General features: G+C 64.5%; 15 protein-coding genes and 2 pseudogenes. 10 read left to right on the plus strand and 7 right to left on the minus strand.

Features of this window, described 5'->3' with window-relative positions; genetic code table 11:
• Positions 1 to 18: 18 nt before the first annotated feature.
• Positions 19 to 1,752, minus strand: a complete 1,734-nt coding sequence (locus ARTSIC4J27_RS14755; protein ID WP_200900837.1) for a flavin monoamine oxidase family protein — start codon at positions 1,750 to 1,752, stop codon at positions 19 to 21.
• On the minus strand, positions 1,749 to 3,287 hold the full coding sequence (locus ARTSIC4J27_RS14760) for an amino acid permease (RefSeq protein WP_050055934.1): 1,539 nt from the start codon (positions 3,285 to 3,287) through the stop codon (positions 1,749 to 1,751). Before ARTSIC4J27_RS14760 ends, ARTSIC4J27_RS14755 begins: the two co-directional genes overlap by 4 nt.
• A 108-nt stretch (positions 3,288 to 3,395) precedes the next feature.
• On the opposite strand from ARTSIC4J27_RS14760, the gene ARTSIC4J27_RS14765 reads away from it, so the two are divergent.
• Positions 3,396 to 5,048, plus strand: a complete 1,653-nt coding sequence (locus ARTSIC4J27_RS14765; RefSeq protein ID WP_050055935.1) for a PucR family transcriptional regulator — start codon at positions 3,396 to 3,398, stop codon at positions 5,046 to 5,048.
• Here the strand turns inward: ARTSIC4J27_RS14765 and ARTSIC4J27_RS14770 are convergent.
• On the minus strand, positions 5,027 to 5,821 hold the full coding sequence (locus tag ARTSIC4J27_RS14770) for a carbon-nitrogen hydrolase family protein (RefSeq protein WP_235436686.1): 795 nt from the start codon (positions 5,819 to 5,821) through the stop codon (positions 5,027 to 5,029). The genes ARTSIC4J27_RS14765 and ARTSIC4J27_RS14770 overlap by 22 nt on opposite strands.
• 205 nt (positions 5,822 to 6,026) lie before the next feature.
• Here ARTSIC4J27_RS14770 and ARTSIC4J27_RS14775 point away from each other — a divergent pair, with 205 nt between their 5' ends.
• From ARTSIC4J27_RS14775 to ARTSIC4J27_RS14805, 7 genes are all read left to right on the plus strand, one after another.
• Positions 6,027 to 7,217, plus strand: a complete 1,191-nt coding sequence (locus ARTSIC4J27_RS14775; protein WP_050055936.1) for an ROK family transcriptional regulator — start codon at positions 6,027 to 6,029, stop codon at positions 7,215 to 7,217.
• Between the two features lie 132 nt (positions 7,218 to 7,349).
• The gene (gene mmsA, locus ARTSIC4J27_RS14780; RefSeq protein WP_050055937.1) at positions 7,350 to 8,906 is read left to right on the plus strand and encodes a multiple monosaccharide ABC transporter ATP-binding protein; all 1,557 of its coding nucleotides are present in this window, start codon (positions 7,350 to 7,352) and stop codon (positions 8,904 to 8,906) included.
• A gap of 44 nt (positions 8,907 to 8,950) precedes the next feature.
• On the plus strand, positions 8,951 to 10,237 hold the full coding sequence (gene mmsB, locus ARTSIC4J27_RS14785) for a multiple monosaccharide ABC transporter permease (RefSeq protein WP_050055938.1): 1,287 nt from the start codon (positions 8,951 to 8,953) through the stop codon (positions 10,235 to 10,237).
• A gap of 50 nt (positions 10,238 to 10,287) precedes the next feature.
• On the plus strand, positions 10,288 to 11,385 hold the full coding sequence (locus ARTSIC4J27_RS14790; protein ID WP_050055939.1) for a substrate-binding domain-containing protein: 1,098 nt from the start codon (positions 10,288 to 10,290) through the stop codon (positions 11,383 to 11,385).
• Positions 11,386 to 11,614: 229 nt separating this feature from the next.
• Positions 11,615 to 13,057 carry an ABC transporter permease gene (locus ARTSIC4J27_RS14795; RefSeq protein ID WP_050055940.1) on the plus strand — a complete coding sequence of 481 codons (1,443 nt, stop codon included), beginning with the start codon at positions 11,615 to 11,617 and terminating at the stop codon, positions 13,055 to 13,057.
• 2 nt (positions 13,058 to 13,059) lie between these two features.
• The gene (locus ARTSIC4J27_RS14800; RefSeq protein ID WP_050055941.1) at positions 13,060 to 13,764 is read left to right on the plus strand and encodes an ABC transporter ATP-binding protein; all 705 of its coding nucleotides are present in this window, start codon (positions 13,060 to 13,062) and stop codon (positions 13,762 to 13,764) included.
• A 36-nt stretch (positions 13,765 to 13,800) separates the two neighbouring features.
• Entirely contained in the window at positions 13,801 to 14,871 is a 1,071-nt protein-coding gene (locus tag ARTSIC4J27_RS14805) for a Gfo/Idh/MocA family protein (RefSeq protein WP_050055942.1), read from the plus strand.
• A 277-nt stretch (positions 14,872 to 15,148) separates the two neighbouring features.
• Here the strand turns inward: ARTSIC4J27_RS14805 and ARTSIC4J27_RS14810 are convergent, their stop codons facing one another.
• From ARTSIC4J27_RS14810 to ARTSIC4J27_RS23580, 4 genes and pseudogenes are all read right to left on the minus strand, one after another.
• A complete protein-coding gene (locus ARTSIC4J27_RS14810) occupies positions 15,149 to 15,892 on the minus strand; it encodes an NADPH-dependent F420 reductase (RefSeq protein ID WP_050055943.1) in 744 nt (247 codons plus the stop codon).
• Between the two features lie 300 nt (positions 15,893 to 16,192).
• On the minus strand, positions 16,193 to 16,420 hold the full coding sequence (locus ARTSIC4J27_RS22225) for an SDR family oxidoreductase (RefSeq protein WP_200900838.1): 228 nt from the start codon (positions 16,418 to 16,420) through the stop codon (positions 16,193 to 16,195).
• A 137-nt stretch (positions 16,421 to 16,557) separates the two neighbouring features.
• A complete protein-coding gene (locus ARTSIC4J27_RS14815; RefSeq protein WP_235436688.1) occupies positions 16,558 to 17,622 on the minus strand; it encodes a TetR/AcrR family transcriptional regulator in 1,065 nt (354 codons plus the stop codon).
• 30 nt (positions 17,623 to 17,652) lie between these two features.
• Positions 17,653 to 17,937, minus strand: a pseudogene (locus ARTSIC4J27_RS23580) (TetR/AcrR family transcriptional regulator); the annotation flags it as partial.
• 558 nt (positions 17,938 to 18,495) lie between these two features.
• Between ARTSIC4J27_RS23580 and ARTSIC4J27_RS14820 the strand changes: the two are divergent.
• Both ARTSIC4J27_RS14820 and ARTSIC4J27_RS14825 read left to right on the plus strand, forming a co-directional pair.
• Positions 18,496 to 19,383 carry a hypothetical protein gene (locus tag ARTSIC4J27_RS14820; RefSeq protein ID WP_235436689.1) on the plus strand — a complete coding sequence of 296 codons (888 nt, stop codon included), beginning with the start codon at positions 18,496 to 18,498 and terminating at the stop codon, positions 19,381 to 19,383.
• An 89-nt stretch (positions 19,384 to 19,472) separates the two neighbouring features.
• Positions 19,473 to 20,076 (plus strand): annotated as a pseudogene (locus ARTSIC4J27_RS14825) (hypothetical protein); the annotation flags it as partial.

Here is a 20,076-nt window from a genome sequence, read left to right on the forward strand (position 1 = left end):
AACCTCCCGGGGCAAGGCTCAGTCCAACGAAATAGGGCCAATCTCGTCGAGCAGTTCGCCGGGTCCCGGGTTGGAAGGAGCCGAGGCGCCGCCCAGGTGGTTCAGCACTCCCCACACGGCGTTCAGGCCCGTGGTGACGGCGCCTTCGGCCCAGCCGGCCGTGAAGGAAACGTCGTCCCCGGCAAGGAAGATGCCGCGCTGGGATTCGGGCAGTTTGTCCTGCTTGAAGTGGGTGAACAGCCGCTGCTGGTAGCGGTAGTGCCCGGGCAGGTTGGCTTTGAAGGCGCCCATGAAGTTGGGGTCGGCCTCCCAGGAGACGGTGATGGGCTGGCCCACGATGTGGCCGGCGATGTCCACTCCCGGGTAGATCTGCTCAAGCGAATGCAACATCAGTTCCACCCGCTCGTCCGCGTCCAGGGCCAGCCACTTCAGCGCGTCGTCGTTCCACGTGTAGGAGAGCAGGATGACGGCGGGCTGGTCCGGGCCGTTGTCCAGAAGGTATGTGGCGCGGTTGAGTCGGTCTGTGAGGGTCATCGAGAGCACCTCGTTGCCGGTGTCCGGGTCGATGTCCTTCCAGAAGGGCCGGTCCACCATCACAAACGTCTTGGAGGACTGCATGTAGTGCGAGCGCTCGATGGCCGTCCAAAGTTCCGGCGGGAACAGCGCCTCTTCGGTATGGATCCGGGTGGACAGGAGCCAGGACTGGCAGGTGGTCACCACTGCCGGGTAGCTGGCCTCGCGGCCCCAGCGTTCACGGATCCGCAGGTTTCCGTCCGGGTCCCGGCTGATCCTGCCCACGGCGCCGCGGGGCGAACCGGAGTGCAGCGACGACAGGGAGGTCCCTTCCGGCCAGTGGGCCATGCCCGACGGCGCGTGCTGCCAGAGTGCCTCGGGCAGGCGCTGCGCTCCCCCGCTGATGAGCCGGTGCTGGTCGTCAGCGTCCGTGTACACCACGCGCAGGATTTCCAGGATGGAGTTGGGGAAATCGGTGTCCCAGCCGCCGGTGCCGAAGCCCACCTGGCCGAAGGCCTCCCGGTGCGCGAACCCTGCCTTCTTAAAGGAGTCGCTGGCTGCGATGAAGCCGTAGAAGGTCTGCTCGTCCATCAGCGGCAGCAGTTCGTTCCACAGTTCCTTGATCCGGCCGGTATCCCTGGCCCGGATGGCCTGCTGCATCTCGGCGAACTTGGCCCCGTCGTTGACCGCCGCTTTCCAGGCGTCCGCCACTTCACGGAAGAACGGGGGCAAGTCGCTGGGTTTTTCCGCATAATGTTTCTGGCCGGCCAACTCAATCACGGTACTTGATGTTGCCGGGGATAGCGGATTGGGAAACTCCTCGGTCTCCAGGCCCAGCAGGTCCACGTAGTGGTAAAACGCCTTGCCGGATTCCGGGAACCGCATGCCGCCTAGATCGGCCACCACGCCGGGTGCCGCAGGAAACGAGGCAGTGCGCAGGCGCCCGCCGATCCGGTCCGCCTCGTACACCACCGGCCGCAGCCCCAGCTTCATCAGCTCATAGGCGGTGACCAGGCCTGAAAGACCCGCACCGATCACCGCTACCTCAGTGCCCAGCAGTTCGGGCGGCACGGACCCCAGCCCGTCCGGGTGGGCCAGGTAGTGGTCGTAGCTGAACGGGAAGTCCGGGTTCAGCATGGTGATGGGACCGGCGGCGGCCCCGCCGGCACCCGGAGCAGCGGCCGGGGCGGCTGAGGTACTGGACGGGTCGGAGGCCGGCAGTTCGGTGGCGATGGTCATGGAAGTTCTGCCTTCGTCGGTTGGGGGGTTTGCTCGGGTGGAAGTTTCGGTCCGGACAGCTCGCGGTATTCGTCGTTGCTCAGTGCCGCCACCTTGGAGTTGCGGCGCCCGTAGCCAAAGTACGCTGCAACACCCACCAGCATCCAGAGGGCGAAGACCAGCCAGGTATCAGCGCCGAGGTTGGCCATCAGGTAGGCGCACATTGCGGCGCCCAGGATGGGCGTCAGCGGGAAGAACGGCACGCGGAAGGTGCGCTCCAGTTCCGGCCGGGTGCGGCGGAGGTAGATCACGGCAAGGTTCACCAGGGCGAAGGCAAAGAGTGTGCCGATGCTGGTGGCATCCGCGAGGGCGCCCAGCGGGACCAGCCCGGCGGTGAGTGCGACGGCGGTTCCCACCAGGAGCGTGCCGGCCACGGGGGTGCCGGTGCGGCGGGAGACGCGGCCAAAGACCTGGGGAATGAGTCCGTCGCGGGCCATGGAGAGCAGGATGCGGGTCTGCCCGTAGAGGACCGTGAGGACGATGCTGGCGATGGCCAGCACGGCACCCACCGCGAAGACCAGGGCGATCCACGGCTGGCCGGTGGTCTCCTCGAGGATCTTCACCAGGGCGGCCTCTGTACCGTCGAACCAGCCCCAGGGCCGGGCACCAATGGCAGCGACGGCAACCAGGACGTAGATGGTGGTGACGATCAGCATGGACAGCATGATGGCCCGGGGCAGGTCACGTTTCGGGTTGCGGGCTTCTTCACCTGCCGTGGAGGCGGCGTCGAAGCCGATGTAGGAGAAGAACACCCGGGAGGCGGCAGCCGAGACGCCGGCGGCGCCCATGGGCAGCAGCGGTTCGAAGTTGCCGGCGTTGAAGGCGGTGAAGGCCACCGCGCAGAAGAACAGCAGGATACCCACCTTCACCACCACAATGGCGGTGTTGATCCAGGCACTTTCCTTCGCGCCGCGGACCAGGAGGATGGTGGCGAGCACCACGATGACCATGGCGGGAATGTTCACCACGCCGCCATCGCCCGGCGGCTGGGACACGGCGTCGGGAAGGACGGTACCAAACACCGCGAGGGCCTCATTGACATACTGCCCGGCGCCCACGGCAACTGCAGCCACGGACACCGCGTACTCCAGCACCAGGCACCAGCCGCAGATCCAGGCCATTCCCTCGCCCATGGTGGCGTACGTGTAGGAGTAGCTGGAACCGGCCACGGGCACCAGCCCGGCCATCTCCGCGTAGGACACCGCGGACAGGAGGGCGGCGAGGCCGGCAATGGCGAAGGAAATCCAGATGGCCGGCCCGGCCAGCGGTACGGATTCACCCAGGATAACCAGGATGCCCGTGCCCAGGGTGGCGCCCACGGAGATCATGGTCAGCTGGAGGACGCCGAAGCTGCGGACCAGGCGGGGGCCGCCGCTGGCGTTTTCCGCCTCGCTGACCATCTGCCCGATGGGCTTGCGGCGCAGGAGTTGTGCGCCCAGAGCGGGACGGGCGGCCGGCCCGGCCGGTGGCCGGCCGGAGAGTGTAGGCACAGTCATCGTTGACGTCCGTTCTTTTCGTTGGCTGCTGGAACTGGTTTCCCCTCATTCACAGTAGGGCTGTGAGCCGCATCTCAGGCAGTGCAAAGTGACCTATAGTGATCATCCATGAGACGTAATGCACCAACGGTGGACGGCGGGCCGGATCAGCTGGACGCTGTCACACTGGGACAGTTCCTGGACGCGTTGCCGGCAGCGGTGTCAGTGGTGCACGACGCCGGCAACCGCCATGTGCCGCTGCGCTGGGTGGAGCCGAGCGAGTTGGAGGATCCCACTCCCTACCTGCTCGACGGCGAGTTTGTGCTCACCGCGGGCCTGCCGTTCCGCGGCGGCGGGACCGGTGAGGGCACGGAGGGCGCGGACACCAGCGGTGCCGGCTTCCGTGCCGGTGAGTATGTCCGCCGGCTTGTGGACGCAGGAGTCGCCGCGCTGGGCTTCGGCCTGCAGCCGTATTACGACGCCGTGCCGCACCACGTGCTGGCCGCGTGCCGGCAGCAGGGACTCACCTTGGTAGAGGTTTCCGCCAGTGTCCCCTTCGCAGCGCTGGGACTGGAGTTCTCCAAATTGCTGGAGTCCGGAAATGCGCAGGTCTTCCGGCAGCTCGCGGAGACCAACCGCCATCTCATGCGCGCCGTCCTCTCCGCACGGCCCGAGCATGAACTGCTGGCGGCGCTGACACAGCGCGTGCCGGTGTGGGCGGTCCTGTTTGGTGCGGACGGGCGCGTGCGCGCCCGGGCGGGTGCCGCCGTCGAACCTTCCCAACTTCAGCCCCTCCTCAAGAAGCTCCTCACCGGCAGCGGACCCCGGGTGGAAACAGAAACGTCCGATGCCCCCGGCTCGGCGCTGGTGTTCGGCCATCCCCTGCGGAGCAGCAAGGACGCCACCCTGGGCAGCCTGGTGCTCGGCGCGGAGAAGCCGCTGACCCCAGCCCAGAACAGTGTGGTCTCATCCGTGGTGGGACTCCTGGAACTGCTGGTCCGCCAACGCACCAGCGGCTCCCTTGCCCCCAGCCAGCTCGCCACCGCCCTGCTGCTCCATCCCGAAACGCTGGCCGGGGGCAACACCCGGCAGCTGAACGGGCTCAAGGACCTGCTGGCGCAAAGCGTGGCGGGAACCCGTTCCGGCCAGGTCCGCGTGGTGCAGGGGATACGGGCGGCGGAAGCCCCGGCTGCCGACGACGGGCCTGTCCGGGAACTGCTGCAGTGGCGGCGGCTGTTCGACAGCAAGATGGTGGAACTGACGGACTATGGCTTTACTGCCGTGACCCGGTTGAAAGTGGATGACCAGCTGGTGGCCGAAGTGGAACAACTGGGGTGGCGCCTGGTGGTGGGTGAACCGGCCGAACTGTCAGGCCTGGAAGCGGCCTACCGACGCGCGTCGTCACTGCGGCCCCGGGTCATCGCCACCGGCAAAAGCGCCCGCGTGGAAGAGGTGACGTGGTCCGTGACCGGCCTGCTCGGCAGGGAAGCGGGCGGCCTGCTGGCCGCCCGGCTCCTGGCGCCGGTGCTTGAGCTGGAGCCCGAACGCCGCGACGCCCAGCTACGGATCCTGCGGCAATGGCTGGCCGCGAACGGAAGCTGGGACGCCACGGCCAAGGAGCTGGGTATGCACCGGAACAGCGTGCGCCGCCAGATCAATGCCATCGCAGAACTGCTGGACATGGACCTTGGCCAGGCCCAATCCCGTGCCGAACTGTGGATTGCCCTGCAGTACGAGGACGTCCTGCCCGGCCTGAACGGTCAGGAGTCCCAGGAGCGGTAGAGGTCCGGCCGGCGTTCGGCGAGGTAGGGCACTTCACTGCGGGCCCGGGCGGCAGACCCTTCGTCCACCTCCGCATAAATGAGTTGAGGTTCTTCCCCCGCTGCTGTCAGCAGCGTACCGTCCGGGCCGGCAATCACGCTGCCGCCGAGGAACCGGCACCCCTCTTCGGTGCCGGAGTGGTTGGCGTAGGCCACGGTCAGCTGGCTTTCCAGCGCCCGGGCCCGCAGCAGCACCTGCGGAACGTCGTCGAACCCGTGGGCCAGCGCGGTGGGAACCAGGAGCAGTTCGGCGCCGGCCACCGCAGCGGCCCGGACCGCCTCAGGGAATTCGACGTCGTAGCAGATCACCATGGAGGTGAGGATCCCGTTGAAACGTACGACGGCGGGAGGCTGGGCCGCGGGGCTGAAGGCCGCCCGCTCCTCGGGGCCGAATAGATGCACCTTGTCGTAGGTGAGCAGGCTGGCCCCCTCTGCATCGAGCAAGGTTGCGCTGATGTGCCACTCCCCCTGCGGGGTGACCCGGGGAACGCTGTACACCAGGCCGATCCTGTGGCGCCGGGCGATCCCTGCCAGCCTGCTGCGAAGCTCCGGCAGGCCGGCAGGGTCCAGTTCCGCCCGGACCCGGCCGGGCGCGTAGCCGGTGGGAAAAAGTTCCGGCGTCACCAGGACTGCGGCCCCGGCCGCGGCTGCGGTACCCGCCGCTTCGTCGATGGTGGCGCAATTGGCCTCGAGATCCATCACAACAGCATTCGCCTGCAGGAGCGCCAGCAACACCGCGGCCACCTTCCGTCGTCGGAACGGCCAGCATAAGGAAGGCCTGACATCAGAGTAGCCATGCCGCGCAGCCCGCAGCGGGGGCCATTTGCACCTCTGCGCGCATCGCAGCGGGCAGATCATCCTGTTCGGTTTGTTCTTGCCGCCGAGCCACCTTGCGTTAACTTCTTGACTACAAGAGTGCGGATGGGGCAATCTTCTAAGCATGCCCGCAACTTCGCGCTCAACGAGGAGCAAGCCTAAGAATCCCGGCTCGCAGTCGGCCCTGAGGCAACTTAACCAGCAACGGATCATCGAGACATTGATGGGCGGCCCGTCCACGCAGGCGGAGCTGGCCCGGCAGACCGGGCTGTCCACCGCAACGGTTTCCAACATCGTCAAAATCATGCTGGATTCGGGCCTGGCGTCCACCGAACCTATCACCAGCTCGGGCCGGCGGGCGCTTAATGTCAGGCTCAACAGCAATGGGGCGGTGGCGGTGGGAATCGACTTCGGCCGCAGGCATCTGCGCGTGGTCCTGGCGTCGTTGAGCTACCACGTCATCGCCGAGGAATCGGTTGCGCTGCCGCTCGGCCACCAGGCCGAGGAGGGCATCCAGGCGGCAGTGGTCCTGCTCGAGAAACTCCTGCAGGAAAGCGGTATCGCGCGCAGCGCGGTGGTGGGTGCCGGCGTCGGAATCCCCGGCCCGATTGACCGGCGCACCGGCACCGTGGCACAAGGGGCCATCCTGCCCGAGTGGGTGGGAATCAATATCCTCCAGCACCTGGAGGACAGGCTGAAAATCCCCGTCTTTATCGACAACGACGCGAATCTCGGGGCCTGGTCAGAGGTGACCTGGGGCCAGCACACCGGGGTCAGCAACCTGCTGTTTTTGAAGATTGGATCCGGCATCGGAGCCGGCCTCATCCTCAACGGCGCACCCTATTACGGCAATGTGGGAATCACCGGCGAGATCGGCCATGCCACCATCCACGAACAGGGCCTTGTATGCCGCTGCGGGAACCGCGGCTGCCTTGAAACCATCGCCTCCACCACCACCATGATCGAGCTCCTGAGCCGGGGCGAAGACCGGCCCATGACCCCTGCGGACATCGTCCGGAAGGCGCTGGCACGGGACTCGGCAACGCTCCGGGTCCTCGACGACGCGGGGCTCGCCGTCGGCCGCGCACTGGGCAACGTTGCCAACCTCATCAATCCCGAAGTCATCGTGGTGGGCGGGCCCCTCGCCGGCCTCGGACACCTCCTCCTGGACCCCATCAAGAGGGGGCTGGTGCGGCATGCCGTCCCCGTCATCGGGGAGACCACCACCATCACCATGTCCTCCCTGGGAGACCGCGCCGAAGCTCTGGGAGCGGCCGCCCTGGTGTTCCAGCACGCCGGGATCCGCAAAACCTAGACCGTTTCGTTATCCGGGATATGCGTTAAAGACTTGACGACAACCGGAGTGATCCAGTTTACTTTTTCATCAGACGGCCCTGCGCTTTGCCGGCCGGACAAAGAAGTCATTGCATTGGAGGGTTAGGGCAATATGGCGTCCCAGACCACGCAGACGGACCCGATCATCCTCGAGATGCGGTCCATTACCAAGGAATTCCCGGGCGTTAAAGCGTTGGATAACGTCAGCCTGCGGGTGAAGGCCGGCGAGATCCACGCGATCTGCGGCGAGAACGGCGCCGGCAAGTCCACCCTGATGAAGGTTCTCTCGGGCGTCTACCCGTACGGAAGCTACGACGGGGACATTGTCTACCAGGGCCAGGTCCAGCAGTTCAGGGACATCCGGGCCAGTGAACACGCAGGCATTGTGATCATCCACCAGGAACTGGCGCTGATCCCGGAGCTCTCCATCATGGAGAACATCTTCCTGGGCAACGAGCCCACCAAGCGCGGCATCATCGACTGGGCTGAAGCCCGGCTCCGGTCCTTGGATCTCCTGGCCCGGGTGGGCCTGCGCGATGACCCGGACACCCCCATCAAGGAAATCGGCGTCGGCAAGCAGCAGCTGGTGGAGATTGCCAAGGCACTGAACAAGTCCGTAAAGATCCTGATCCTGGACGAACCCACTGCCGCGCTGAACGAATCCGATTCCCAGCACCTGCTGGATCTGATGCTCGGCCTGAAAGCCAAGGGCATCACGTCCATCATCATTTCGCACAAGCTCAACGAGATCGAACAGATCGCGGACTCCATCACCATCATCCGCGACGGCAAGTCCATTGAGACCCTGGACGTCAAGGCCGACGGCGTGGACGAGGACCGCATCATCAAGGGCATGGTGGGACGGACCCTGGAATCCCGGTTCCCGGACCATACGCCGAAGATCGGCGAAGTCTTGTTCGAGGTCAAGAACTGGACCGTGGGCCACCCACAGATCCAGGACCGTCTCGTATGCAAAAACTCCAGCTTCTTCGTCCGCCGCGGAGAGATCGTAGGCTTCGCCGGGCTGATGGGCGCCGGCCGCACCGAGCTTGCCAGGTCCGTGTTCGGCCGCTCCTACGGGCGGTTCATCAGCGGCCACATCTACAAGAACGGCAAGGAAGTGGTCCTTAAGAACGTCCGGCAGGCCATCGACGCCGGGCTGGGCTACGTGACCGAGGACCGCAAGTCGCTGGGCCTGAACCTGCTGGACGACATCAAAACCACCACTGTGGCGGCGAACCTGCGGAAGATCAGCCGCAACTCGGTGGTGGACCCGAACCAGGAATTCACGGTGGCGGAGCAGTACCGCAAGTCGCTCCGGACCAAGACCCCGTCCGTGGAGGAAGGCGTGGCCAAGCTCTCCGGCGGCAACCAGCAGAAGGTGGTCCTCGCCAAGTGGATGTTCACCGATCCGGACCTGCTGATCCTGGACGAACCCACCCGCGGCATTGACGTCGGCGCCAAGTACGAGATCTACGGCATCATCCAGCAGCTGGCCAACCAGGGCAAGGGAGTGATCGTCATTTCCTCGGAGCTCCCCGAACTCCTGGGCCTGTCCGACCGTATCTACACGATCTTCGAAGGCGCCATCACCGGTGTCCTGAACAAAGACGAGGCCAGCCAGGAAAGCCTGATGAAACTGATGACCTCCGCCCGCAAAGCCGCCTGACCCTCTGGATCACCCAGAACCTTCCGGACACAAGGACTGAAACAATGAACGCCCTCAAGAAGCTATTTGGCGGCAATACCCGCCAATTCGGCATGATCTTCGCCCTGGTGGCCCTGATCGTCTTCTTCCAGATCGCCACCAGCGGCCGGACCCTCACTCCCGGCAACGTCATCAACCTCTTCAACGGCAACTCCTACATCCTGATCCTGGCCATCGGCATGGTGCTGGTGATCATCGCCGGCCACATCGACCTTTCGGTCGGTTCCGTGGCCGCGTTCGTCGGGGTCACCGTGGCACTGGCCATCCGCGACTGGGGTATCCCCTGGTACGCCGGAGTGCTCCTGGGCCTGGTGCTCGGCGCGGTGATCGGGGCATGGCAGGGCTGGTGGACAGCGTACGTGGGAATACCCGCGTTCATCGTCACCCTGGCAGGTATGCTGTTGTTCCGCGGCTTCAACCAGTTCGTGGGCAAGTCCAACACCATCCCGGTCCCCAACGACTTCCAGTACCTCGGATCCGGGTACCTCCCCGAAGTGGGCCCCAACACCGGCTTCAACAACCTCACCCTGCTGCTGGGCATCGCGGCCGCCGCGTTCGTGGTGTGGGGTGAGCTGCGCTCCCGTGCCCGCGCCAAGGCCCTCGGCGCCGAGGTACCGGAAATGTGGGTTACAGCGCTGAAGCTGGTCCTGATCTGCGGCGCCATTCTTTACGCAACCTACCTCTTCGCCACCGGCCGTCCGGGCACCTCCTTCCCCATCCCCGGCCTGATCCTGGCCGTCCTGGTCCTGATCTACGGCTTCGTCGCCTCCCGGACCATCCTGGGCCGCCACGTCTACGCCGTCGGCGGCAACCGCCACGCAGCCGAACTCTCCGGTGTCCAGTCCAAGAAGGTCAACTTCCTGGTCATGATGAACATGTCCATCCTTGCCGGCCTGGCCGGCATGATCTTCGTTGGCCGTTCCACCGCATCGGGCCCGTTCGACGGCGTGGGCTGGGAACTGGACGCCATCGCGGCAGTCTTCATCGGCGGCGCAGCGGTTACCGGCGGTGTGGGCACAGTTGTCGGATCCATCATCGGTGGCCTGGTGATGGCAGTTCTGAACAACGGCCTGCAGCTCCTCGGCGTCGGCGCCGATCTGACCCAGATCATCAAGGGCCTCGTGCTGCTGATCGCCGTCGCCTTCGACGTCTACAACAAGAGCCAGGGCAAGAGGTCCATCATCGGCCTGCTGACCCAGAACTTCAACCGCCCCGCCGGAGGCGGCCCCAGCAACCCGCTCCAGCCGGACGAGACCACCTCCACCAAGGAAGCGATCGCCAGGGAAGCCTGAGCTTTGCGGCCTGAATAGCGTTACACCACTAAAAAGAAAGAGAACCAACAATGCGAATGATTGGTAAAGCAGGGAAGGCCGCAGCGGTAGCTGCTATCGCAGCACTGGCGCTGACGGGCTGTGGCCGCTCGGAAACCCCATCGGGCGGAGCGAGCGGGGGCGCAGGAGGATTCGAACAGAGCTCTTCCATCGGCGTCGCACTTCCGCAGAAGACCAGTGAAAACTGGGTCCTGGCAGAGAAGCTGTTCAACGACGGACTCAACGGCGCCGGCTTCAAAGCTGACGTGCAGTTCGCCAACGGCGGCGTGTCCGAGCAGCAGAACCAGATCAGCGCCATGGTCACCAAGGGTGCCAAGGTCATCATCGTCGGCGCCATTGACGGCTCGCAGCTTGGCACCCAGCTCAAGCAGGCAAAGGATTCCGGCGCCACCATCATCGCCTACGACCGCCTGTTGCTGAACACCGAGAACGTGGACTACTACGTGGCCTACGACAACTTCAAGGTGGGCGAACTCCAGGGCCAGGCCCTGCTGGAAGGCCTCAAGGCCAAGAAGCCCAGCGGCCCGTACAACATCGAACTGTTCGCCGGCTCCCCGGACGACGCCAATGCCAAGGTGTTCTTCGACGGCGCGATGAGCGTCCTGAAGCCGAAGATCGACGACGGCACGCTCAAGGTACTGTCAGGCCAGACCAGCTTTGAACAGGCTGTAACCCAGGGCTGGAAGGCTGAAAACGCCCAGCGCCGCGCAGACACCCTGCTCACCGGCAGCTACACCAGCGAGTCCCTGGACGGCGTCCTCTCGCCGAACGACACCCTGGCCCGCGCAGTCCTGACCTCCGTCAAGGCCGCCGGCAAGCCACTCCCCGTGGTCACCGGGCAGGACTCCGAGGTTGAGTCGGTCAAGTCCATCATGGCCGGCGAGCAGTACTCCACCATCAACAAGGACACCCGCAAGCTCGTAGAGCACGCCATCACCATGGTCAAGGACCTCCAGGCCGGCAAGACGCCTGAGGTCAACGACGACAAGTCCTACAACAACGGGGTCAAGACGGTTCCGGCCTACCTGCTGGAGCCGGTCATCGTCACCGCCGCGAACGTGAAGACCGCTTACACCGACGATCCGGTACTCGGCCCGATCACCAAGTAACACCCCGCACCATCAAGCACTAAACCCAGAATGCCCCGGCTCCAAACAGGAACCGGGGCATTTCTATTCCCAACGCTCTCTCAGTTAATGCTCGCTTTTTCCCAACGCTCTCTCACTCCGCCCGTTTTCACAGCTCAAACACAGCTTGGGCCGGTTGCCCACACAGGATGCCGCACGAGAGTGGACCCGAAGCCGGCCTGCTGGGCCGGCACCGGAACCTAGGAGTAACGTGAGCGTCCTTGCCCGCAGTGTAGGCAATGCCTTCAGAAACAAGGTCCGCACGGCAGCGGTTGTTGCCGTGCTGGCCGTTGCGATCGGCCTGGCTTTGGCCATGCTGGTGGCCAACCAGGCCGTCGCAGCCAAAGTCCAGGAGCTCAACGCCTCCGTCGGCACCGTCCTGACCGTCAACCCCGCCGGCGGGCAGGGCTTTGAAGGCGGCGGCGAGCCCCTCACGGCCGAGCAGGCCGCAACTGCCGCCGCCGTTCCCAACGTCAGTGCCGTCGTCGGAACCCAGTCCCTCCGCCTCCGCAACGCAACCGAGGCTGCCTCACAGGCAACCGGGGCAAGCCCCGGCGGCTGGCAGGGCGGTCCCGGCGGACAGGCCTCGGCCACCCTCACCACCAGCCTCACCGCCGCCGTCGACGCCGGAACACTGGGCGGACGAAATCAAGCCGCCAACGGCACCACCGCCACCCAGCCGGTCCGGTCATTGCCGATTACCGCGACCGGGATCGGCGCGGAGGTGGACACCACCGGCAAGGCACTGACCATCACCCACGGCACGGGCCTCGGTGACTACACCGCCGAGTCCAGCAGCGCCCTGCTCGGAACCACGCTGGCCGAGAAGAACAGCCTCACCGTCGGGTCCACCTTCACCATCAACGACCATACCTACACGGTGGCCGGCCTGTTCGACGCCGGAACTGCCTTCGGCAACAACGCCGTCTATGTCACGCTTCCAACAGCCCAGACCCTCGCCGGACTTCCGGGCGAGCTCGCCAGCATGATCGTGACAGTGGACTCGCTGGAGAACGTTGACTCCGCCAAGGCCGCCCTCGAAACGGCACTCGGCACGGACAAGGCCGACGTCACCCAGGGCCAGAACCTCGAGACCGCACTGAGCTCGCTGGGCAGCGTCAAGAACATTTCCTTGATCGCCTTCATCGCAGCCCTCGGCACGGCCGGCCTGATCATCCTGCTGATCATGGTGATGCTGGTGCGCGAACGCCGCCGGGAAATCGGCGTCCTGAAAGCCATCGGCGCCCCCAACCGCACCATCGGCCTGCAGTTCGTCCTCGAAGCACTGGTCCTGGCCGCGCTGGGCAGTGCCGTGGGCGCGGCCATCGCCTCCTTCGCCAGCGGCGGGATCGCTTCGGCGCTGATCAGCACCAACAGCACCAGCACGACGGCGGCTCCCACCACCGGGCGCGGGGCCGCCATGGCCGGGGCTGCCGGAGGCGCCGGTATACCGGGCGGCGGCGCATTCCCCGGGGGCCAGGGAGGACCGTTCGGCGGGGCAGCCCAGCTCGTCACCTCCGTCACGGCCAGCGCATCGCCCGGTGTGATCGCGGCGGGCATTGGCGCCGTCTTCAGCGTCGCCATCATCGGCGCGCTGGTCCCGGCGCTGCTCACTGCACGCATCCGTCCCATCGAAGTCCTGCGAGGAGAATAGCCATGATTGAAGTCAAAAACCTGGTCCGCACTTTCAACTCCGGTGACCGGACCATCAAACCGGTCAACGATGTCAGCTTCGAACTGGAGCAGGGCACCCTCGCCTCCATCGTCGGAAAGAGCGGCAGCGGCAAAAGCACCCTGTTGTCCCTCCTCGGCGCCCTCGACAAGCCCACCAGCGGGGACGTCGTCGTGAATGGAGTCAGCCTCGCCAGCATGCCTGACGCGAAGCTCACCGAGTACCGCCGGCGGGATATCGGATTTGTTTTCCAGCAGTTCAACCTGATCCCCAACCTCTCGGCAGTGGACAACGTGATGCTGCCGATGGAGTTCGCGGGCATGCGGAAAGCCACCCGGCTGCAGCGCGCCAAGGACCTGCTGGTGCAGGTCCAGCTGGATCCGGAGAAGCATGACCGGCGCATCAACCGGCTTTCCGGCGGCGAGCAGCAGCGGGTGGCCATCGCCCGGGCCCTGGCCAACGAGCCCAAGCTCATCCTGGCCGACGAACCCACGGGAAACCTCGACGAGCAGACCGGTGACCACATCATCGAGCTCCTCAGCTCCCTCAGCCGGGACCACAACACCACCATCCTCGTGGTCACGCACGATCGCGCCCTGGCCAATAAAACAGACAGACGCTTCCGCCTCCAGCAAGGCAAGCTGACCGAGGAACCGGTGCGCAGGCCGGTGGTGTCCGCCTCCGCCTGACGGTGGGCGTGCTCACGCCTGTGACAGGATTGCTCCATGAGCGCGCCTATCGCCAAGCCCTGGCTGTCCAGCCAATCCGACCCGGACCCCCGGTCCGCAACAGGAAATCCCCTCCGCTGGGGGATCATCGCAACCGGCGGGATAGCGCGTTCGGTCTCGCAGGACCTTGCCCTGCTGAATGACGCGGAGCTCTATGCCATCAGTTCCCGGGGCCAGGAAACTGCGGATGCCTTTGCGGTTGCCTATGACTTCGCGAAAGCTTACGGGGCCGACGGCGGTGTGCCCGGCTACCAGCGGCTGCTCGCCGATGACGCGGTGGATGTTGTGTACGTGGCGACACCCCACGCCCAGCACCATGAGATCGTGCTCGCCGCCCTCAACGCGGGCAAGCATGTCCTGTGTGAAAAGGCCTTTACGATCAATGCCCGCGAAGCGGCCGAGCTGATCGACGTCGCCCGGAGCCGGAAACTGTTCCTGATGGAAGCAGTGTGGAGCCGTTTCCTCCCCGGCATGCAACGGGCCTTCGAGATTGCCGCGTCCGGCGAGATCGGCGACGTCCACTGGGTTACTGCCGATCTCGGGTTTCCTGCCCCGTATTCGCCCACCGCAAGGCTTTGGGCCAGGCAGGACGGTGGCGGCGCATTGCTGGACCTTTCGGTGTACCCGTTGCTGTGGGCGCTGGGGACCCTTGGATTCCCGCAAACGGTCAGCGCCACGGGCTTTCTTAATGACGACGGCGTCGACGCCCAAAATGCCATAACGCTTGGATACAACCATGGTGCCCAGGCACAACTGACATCTTCATTGCTCGCCCACGGTCCGCGTACGGCCAGCGTTGCCGGCAGTCTAGGCTTCCTTCAGAGCATCGGCTCGATCAACAATCCGCGTGAACTGGTTATTGGCTCCGGGTGGGAAGAGCGGCGTGTGGAATCCTTTGACATCGTGGGCCGCGGGTACACCTACGAGCTCCGCGAGGTAACGAGGTGCATCCAACAGGGCCTTACGGAAAGCCCGGTCATGCCGCTGGAGGACTCCTTGAACACCATGCGGCTTTTCGACGGCGTGCGGGCCCAGCTGGGCGTCACCTATCCGAACGACAGCCGCTAGGTCGGTGCCGGAACGGCAGTTATTCCGCAGCCGGTGGCCCTGGCGTCTTGTGCGGTCCGGGATAAGCCTTGCTGCGGGCGGGCACTTAGGTCAATGTAACGCCGTCTCTTGGTCACGCATGGCCCAACCGGGGGCCCACCTTAGCCAGGTGCCCGCTCTACTGCGTTGGTCGCCACGGCACCTGTCCTCAGGTCATAACTAAAAGTCAATCGCCTTTGGCCGCTCGATACAGGTAATGGTTAGGCCGACCTATCACTGATATCGAGCGGCGCAGGAGTTAGCTGTAGATGGTTCGGTTCAGTTGGACGAGGTAGTCATCGCTCATGTCGGTGTGGCTGGTGAAACGCTCCATGACTGCTGATATCACAATATCCCGGCGGCGCGGGAGCCTGGCCTTGTCGGCTGCGGCAAGGGCCTTCGGCATCTCTTGGCGCGTGAGGTTGGTGCAGTAGCTGGGCGCTCCGGGTTGTTGCCGCCACGAGTCCGCGAGGGAACCGGCGTCAAAGGCGTCGAACCCGGTTTCCTCGACGAGAGCCATGGCTAGCTGCTTATCGGCAGCGCGGTCCGCGGCGACGGGAATGGCGATGCGGCCAGAGTCGCCTGCGTCTTTCCCCGAGTTCTGGAAGGATTCTGAAGGGATCGCATTCCAGGCTTTAGCAACTGGGCGTCCGAGTTGCTCGGTGACCCAGATGCTTTCGACCTGCCCCTCCTCGAGCGCCTGGATCTGTCCATCGCGGTGTGGATAGTAATTCGACGTGTCAACGATGACTGCATCGCCCGGGAGCCTCGCGACGAGGGGTTGTATTTCGGGTATCCGGCTGAGCGGTATGGAGATGACGAGGACGTCGACATCGGCGACGACGTCGTCAGCCTCTACCGCCATGGCACCCGCGGCCACGATGTCGGGGTCGATGGATTCGGGACCACGGGAATTGGCGACTTTTACTTTATGTCCAGCTTCGCTCAGTTTGCGCGCGACTGTCCCGCCAATGGCTCCTGCTCCGAGAATGCCGATTTTCATGTAAACCCCTTCGTTCATACACTACGTAGTTAAAGTCTACGCTTACGCCCTAACTAACCGATCAATATTACTTCTCGTTCCTAGAACGACTGATCCTCATGCAGCCCCTCCAAGGGTCGCGGCTTTAGTTCGCACCTCTTTCTTGTGCAACAACAGCTCACCACCGAAAACCGGAGCAACGGATAGCTCAATCACACGTACCGGATCACCGAGATCGCTGGGCACAAGGACGCCAGGAACACACAAAGGACACCGTGAGCGCCCGGGGGAGTGTTGTCTGCGGAAGCGGGATAGTCTGGATTATCGGATGGTGTAGCCGCCGTCGATGGTCAAAGTGTGTCCCGTGATTAGTGAAGCGGCGTCGCTGAGGAGGAATGTCACCGCCCGGGCAATGTCTTCCGGCTCGCCAAGCGGCCGATGGGGATCCTGAACAGCAGCTCGGCTTCCCATTCGAGGCGGCTGAGCGTTGACGCGGTCAGCTCCGTGCGGACAAAGCGGGTGCCACTGCGTTGACCCGGATTCCGGCATGTGGCCATTCGAGGGCCAGAATCTTGGTGAGGTGGATCAGGTGGCTTTTGTCTAACTGTTGCGACGACGGTTGGAACCCGCGCAACATAAGCGACTACCGAATGGTTTAAAAGGTTCGGTGTACGGCCTAGAAAAGGTCAGACCTGCCTATCGATTAGTCGCTCGAGGCCCAGGAGCGCGGACTTGGCCGCGCCAGTCCCGTGGCGGACAGTAAACCAGGACGTCCCGAGTGTGAGCACGTCCAGGAGCACAGGCAAAGGCTCCTGGACCGGCGCTCCCTCTCCCGAACCGGAGGAGGGCTCACCGCCTCCCGTGACCGAGCGGTAGTGCTGCTCAAGGGCGTCCGCCCACTCGTCCCGCATCTCAACCAACGCGGGATAAAGTTCCGCATCGACCTGAACCCGCAACCCCATCCAGTGGTTGTCGACGAGGTCCTCCACTGTGGCGGCTATTGATTGGAAGTGCGCCTTTACGCGCTCGCGCTGGCTGCCTTTACCACGTATGTCGGCCAAGGCGATTGAATATGCAGATCGGTCAACCATTCGTTGGATCCCGAGGGCGCCCGCCATACGATAGAGGCCTGCTTTGGAGCCGAAGTAATGGAAAATTGCGCCGGTGGTCACCCCGGCCAACGTCGCGATCTCCTTCAAGGAGGTCTTCCCGTAGCCGCTCGATGCAAATCGATGTAGTGCGATTGATGCAAGACGTTCCTCGAGTGCGGCATCACCATCGAGTAATTCGGAAGAGGTCCGCGCCTCCTGGCGCGTTTCCGCGCCGCCCTGTGGCTCGTCCTCAACGCCAGCCTCGAAGAGGGTCCCGGCAAGAAGGTCCATGAATGCTTGGACGACGATCGGGAGGCGCTCTACGCCATGCCTGCGCATCCCAAACAACCAGATCCCGAGGACCAAGAGTTCGATAGTGGCGACGAGCTGGCGCTCCCTGTCATTTTCCGGGCCGTGCTCATTCAGGCCAGCGACCGCCCAATACAGACGCTGGATGTCTTCACCGATGGTTTCCCGGACCGCGAACACTTCGGGGATATCCGCCTCGAGATCCCCGGCGAGGATGAGCCTGTGAAGTCCGATGTCGTCCCTTCCGCGGTGAGCGAGGACGCTCACGAGCGTGGTCAGGCGCGCCTCTAAGGACCCTTGGTGGGCGACCACGGCGAGGATGGGCGCGATTACCCGCTCTTTGAGTCGCATCCGCGCAGTCTCGACGACAGATTGGAACAATCCACTCTTGGAGCCAAAGTAATAGTAGATGAGCGCAGAGGCGACACCAGCGTCGCTCGCCAGAGCACTCACCGCGGTATCCCCAAACCCTCCGGTAGAAAACCGTCCCAGGGACGTTTCGAGGATTCGACTGCGAGTCTCCTCCCAAACTGCCCCCTGTGGGCGGCCAGGCCGGCGTTTTCGCGCTGCAGTACGAGGGCGGCTGGTCACAACTCGCCCGCCATGTCTCCTAGGAGGAGGTGGGGAATACAGGAAGTCCGGCAGCAAGGCTGAAGGTGGGGGCATTTCTCAGCAGTGCGGTCCATCTCTTCTCCAACATACGAAGCGTTCTGGACGCAGCGGTCAGGTCCGCACGTCGCTGGCCCAATCCAGGCAAAAGCCATCGTATCGCATGGCCTTCACCAAGGATTCAGGCCAAGAATCAGATAGTCGTCGGCGTAGATCACCACCGACGAAGAACTTCAGGTCAGTGCTCGGGCCACATTCACTTGAGAGTGAAGTATTGGTGATCTGCCGGCTTTGCAGATCTGATGTGATGAGGGCTGCTACTCGCTTTTGATAGCTGGAGTGGTTGATAACGGTCAAAGCTAGGCGCTAGAGGCGCTCGAGCCCTTATGGTCAATCAGATGACTCGCACAAGACGCTTTGTCATGGGCTTGCTACAAAAGTTTCCACTTTTGTCGAATTGTTTTAGGAGACCCTAGACTTCCCGCAACATCCAGTCTTAGGCTGTAGGCATCGTCGAATGCAACGGTACTGGGGGTGGTACGCATGGCTAACGCTGTCTCTCCATGGCGTGCCCTGCGGCCTGTGCTCCTCGCCGGGGCTGCAACCCTTACTTGGTTGACTTTCTCATCTCCAGCCGCTTCTGCCGATGCACTCTCGGACACAACGTCCCTGCTTGGCGGCGTTACAAACTCGGTGTCCTCAGTAACCGACAAGCTGACTGGCACTGCACCCACCACTCCTGCCCCGGCTGCTCCTGCGCCCTCTTCTGCTGCTGCGCCGCCTGCAGGCTTGCTGCAGCCGGTCGTCGGCCAGGTTTCGGGCCTCGCGGACAACATCGTTTCGGTGGTTCCCGTGGTGAACCAGGTGGTTCCCGCCGGTACCGTCACGGCGGTCGCCGCTCCAATCGCTCAAGTAGCGGACGGGGCAACCACAGCAGTTGTGGAAGTAGTTGTTCCACCCGTAACCGAGACTCTTCCGGTACTCGAGCCCGTCCTGCAACCCGTTTCGGATTTCGTGACTGGAACGGAACCGCTGCCAGTTGAGCTCCCCGAACTGCCTCTCGAGGCCGCTTACGAGGACGGACCTCCTGCGGCTGCCCCGGCTGTCCCCACGGAAGCCTCCCGTGCCGTGCAACAGGCCCCGGCAGAGAACCTCGCAGCTGTTGAATCATCCATTAGTAATGCTCCGGATAGCGCCACCTCCCCTCAGGGTGCCGTCGCGCTCGCGGGAACTTCTTCGCCTCATTCGGCGGCCATCAGCGCATCCGACTCCAGCCACAATCAGCCCGGGACGGCGGACCCTTCCCCCGCACCAGCACAGGCACCTGCTGCCCCCGGCTCCGGTACGGGCAGCGGAGCTGCGCCCGCGGGCTCCCCTGGTTCGGCTGCATTCCTGAGCCCCTTCAACTTTGACCTTCCCCTGTCCGGCGCTGTCTGCGCCGGTGAAACCCCCGAGAACGCCCCTGCGCCGGTGTCATTCGACCCCGGTTCTTCTCCTGACTAGTTGAGACCCGCCTGCCCCTTTGCGGCAGCACGCGGCCATTCGGGTTGCTGACAAGCGCCCCTTACTCAACTTCCTCAGGAGAGATCACCATGAGTTCCAACCTTCGCAGAGGGCTGCTTGGCACCCTCTTCGCCGGCGGGCTTCTAGCCCTCGGCTGCACCGCGGCAAACGCCGCGGACACCACCAGCGGATCGGACCTTTCCGCATCTGCCCTCATCTCGGCGGCGGCGTCCGCTGACTCGGCGTCGTTGGGCCTGCTGGGTGACCCAACGCCGTCCGATTCAACGGCCGTCGCCGCCGTAGTGGATGCCGCGGTCAACCTCGGCACTGCCACCGGGACCGGCGAAACCACCAGCCCCGACCTCGCCGCGGCAGCCATCGTCGACCTTGGCCTCGGCAACACCGCCACCGGCGGCACCACCGACGCAGCAGCGGCCGACCTGACCGCCGCAGCAGACGTAGCCGTAAACCTCGGCACCGCCACCGGGACCGGCGAAACCACCAGCCCCGACCTCGCCGCGGCAGCCATCGTCGACCTTGGCCTCGGCAACACCGCCACCGGCGGCACCACCGACGCAGCAGCGGCCGACCTGACCGCCGCAGCAGACGTAGCCGTCGACCTGGGCACCTCCACCGGGACCGGTGAAACCACCAGCCCCGACCTCGCCGCGGCAGCCATCGTTGACCTTGGCC

Origin of the sequence: Pseudarthrobacter siccitolerans (assembly GCF_001046895.1) — a bacterium.
Classification (GTDB): domain Bacteria; phylum Actinomycetota; class Actinomycetes; order Actinomycetales; family Micrococcaceae; genus Arthrobacter; species Arthrobacter siccitolerans.

Coding starts and splice junctions, on each gene's coding strand:
- ARTSIC4J27_RS14755 (WP_200900837.1), bottom strand. CDS start 1,752: ATGACCATCGCCACCGAACTGCCGGCCTCCGACCCGTCCAGTACCTCA.
- ARTSIC4J27_RS14760 (WP_050055934.1), bottom strand. CDS start 3,287: ATGACTGTGCCTACACTCTCCGGCCGGCCACCGGCCGGGCCGGCCGCC.
- ARTSIC4J27_RS14765 (WP_050055935.1), top strand. CDS start 3,396: ATGAGACGTAATGCACCAACGGTGGACGGCGGGCCGGATCAGCTGGAC.
- ARTSIC4J27_RS14775 (WP_050055936.1), top strand. CDS start 6,027: ATGCCCGCAACTTCGCGCTCAACGAGGAGCAAGCCTAAGAATCCCGGC.
- mmsA (WP_050055937.1), top strand. CDS start 7,350: ATGGCGTCCCAGACCACGCAGACGGACCCGATCATCCTCGAGATGCGG.
- mmsB (WP_050055938.1), top strand. CDS start 8,951: ATGAACGCCCTCAAGAAGCTATTTGGCGGCAATACCCGCCAATTCGGC.
- ARTSIC4J27_RS14790 (WP_050055939.1), top strand. CDS start 10,288: ATGCGAATGATTGGTAAAGCAGGGAAGGCCGCAGCGGTAGCTGCTATC.
- ARTSIC4J27_RS14800 (WP_050055941.1), top strand. CDS start 13,060: ATGATTGAAGTCAAAAACCTGGTCCGCACTTTCAACTCCGGTGACCGG.
- ARTSIC4J27_RS14805 (WP_050055942.1), top strand. CDS start 13,801: ATGAGCGCGCCTATCGCCAAGCCCTGGCTGTCCAGCCAATCCGACCCG.
- ARTSIC4J27_RS14810 (WP_050055943.1), bottom strand. CDS start 15,892: ATGAAAATCGGCATTCTCGGAGCAGGAGCCATTGGCGGGACAGTCGCG.
- ARTSIC4J27_RS22225 (WP_200900838.1), bottom strand. CDS start 16,420: ATGCCGGAATCCGGGTCAACGCAGTGGCACCCGCTTTGTCCGCACGGA.
- ARTSIC4J27_RS14815 (WP_235436688.1), bottom strand. CDS start 17,622: ATGCGACTCAAAGAGCGGGTAATCGCGCCCATCCTCGCCGTGGTCGCC.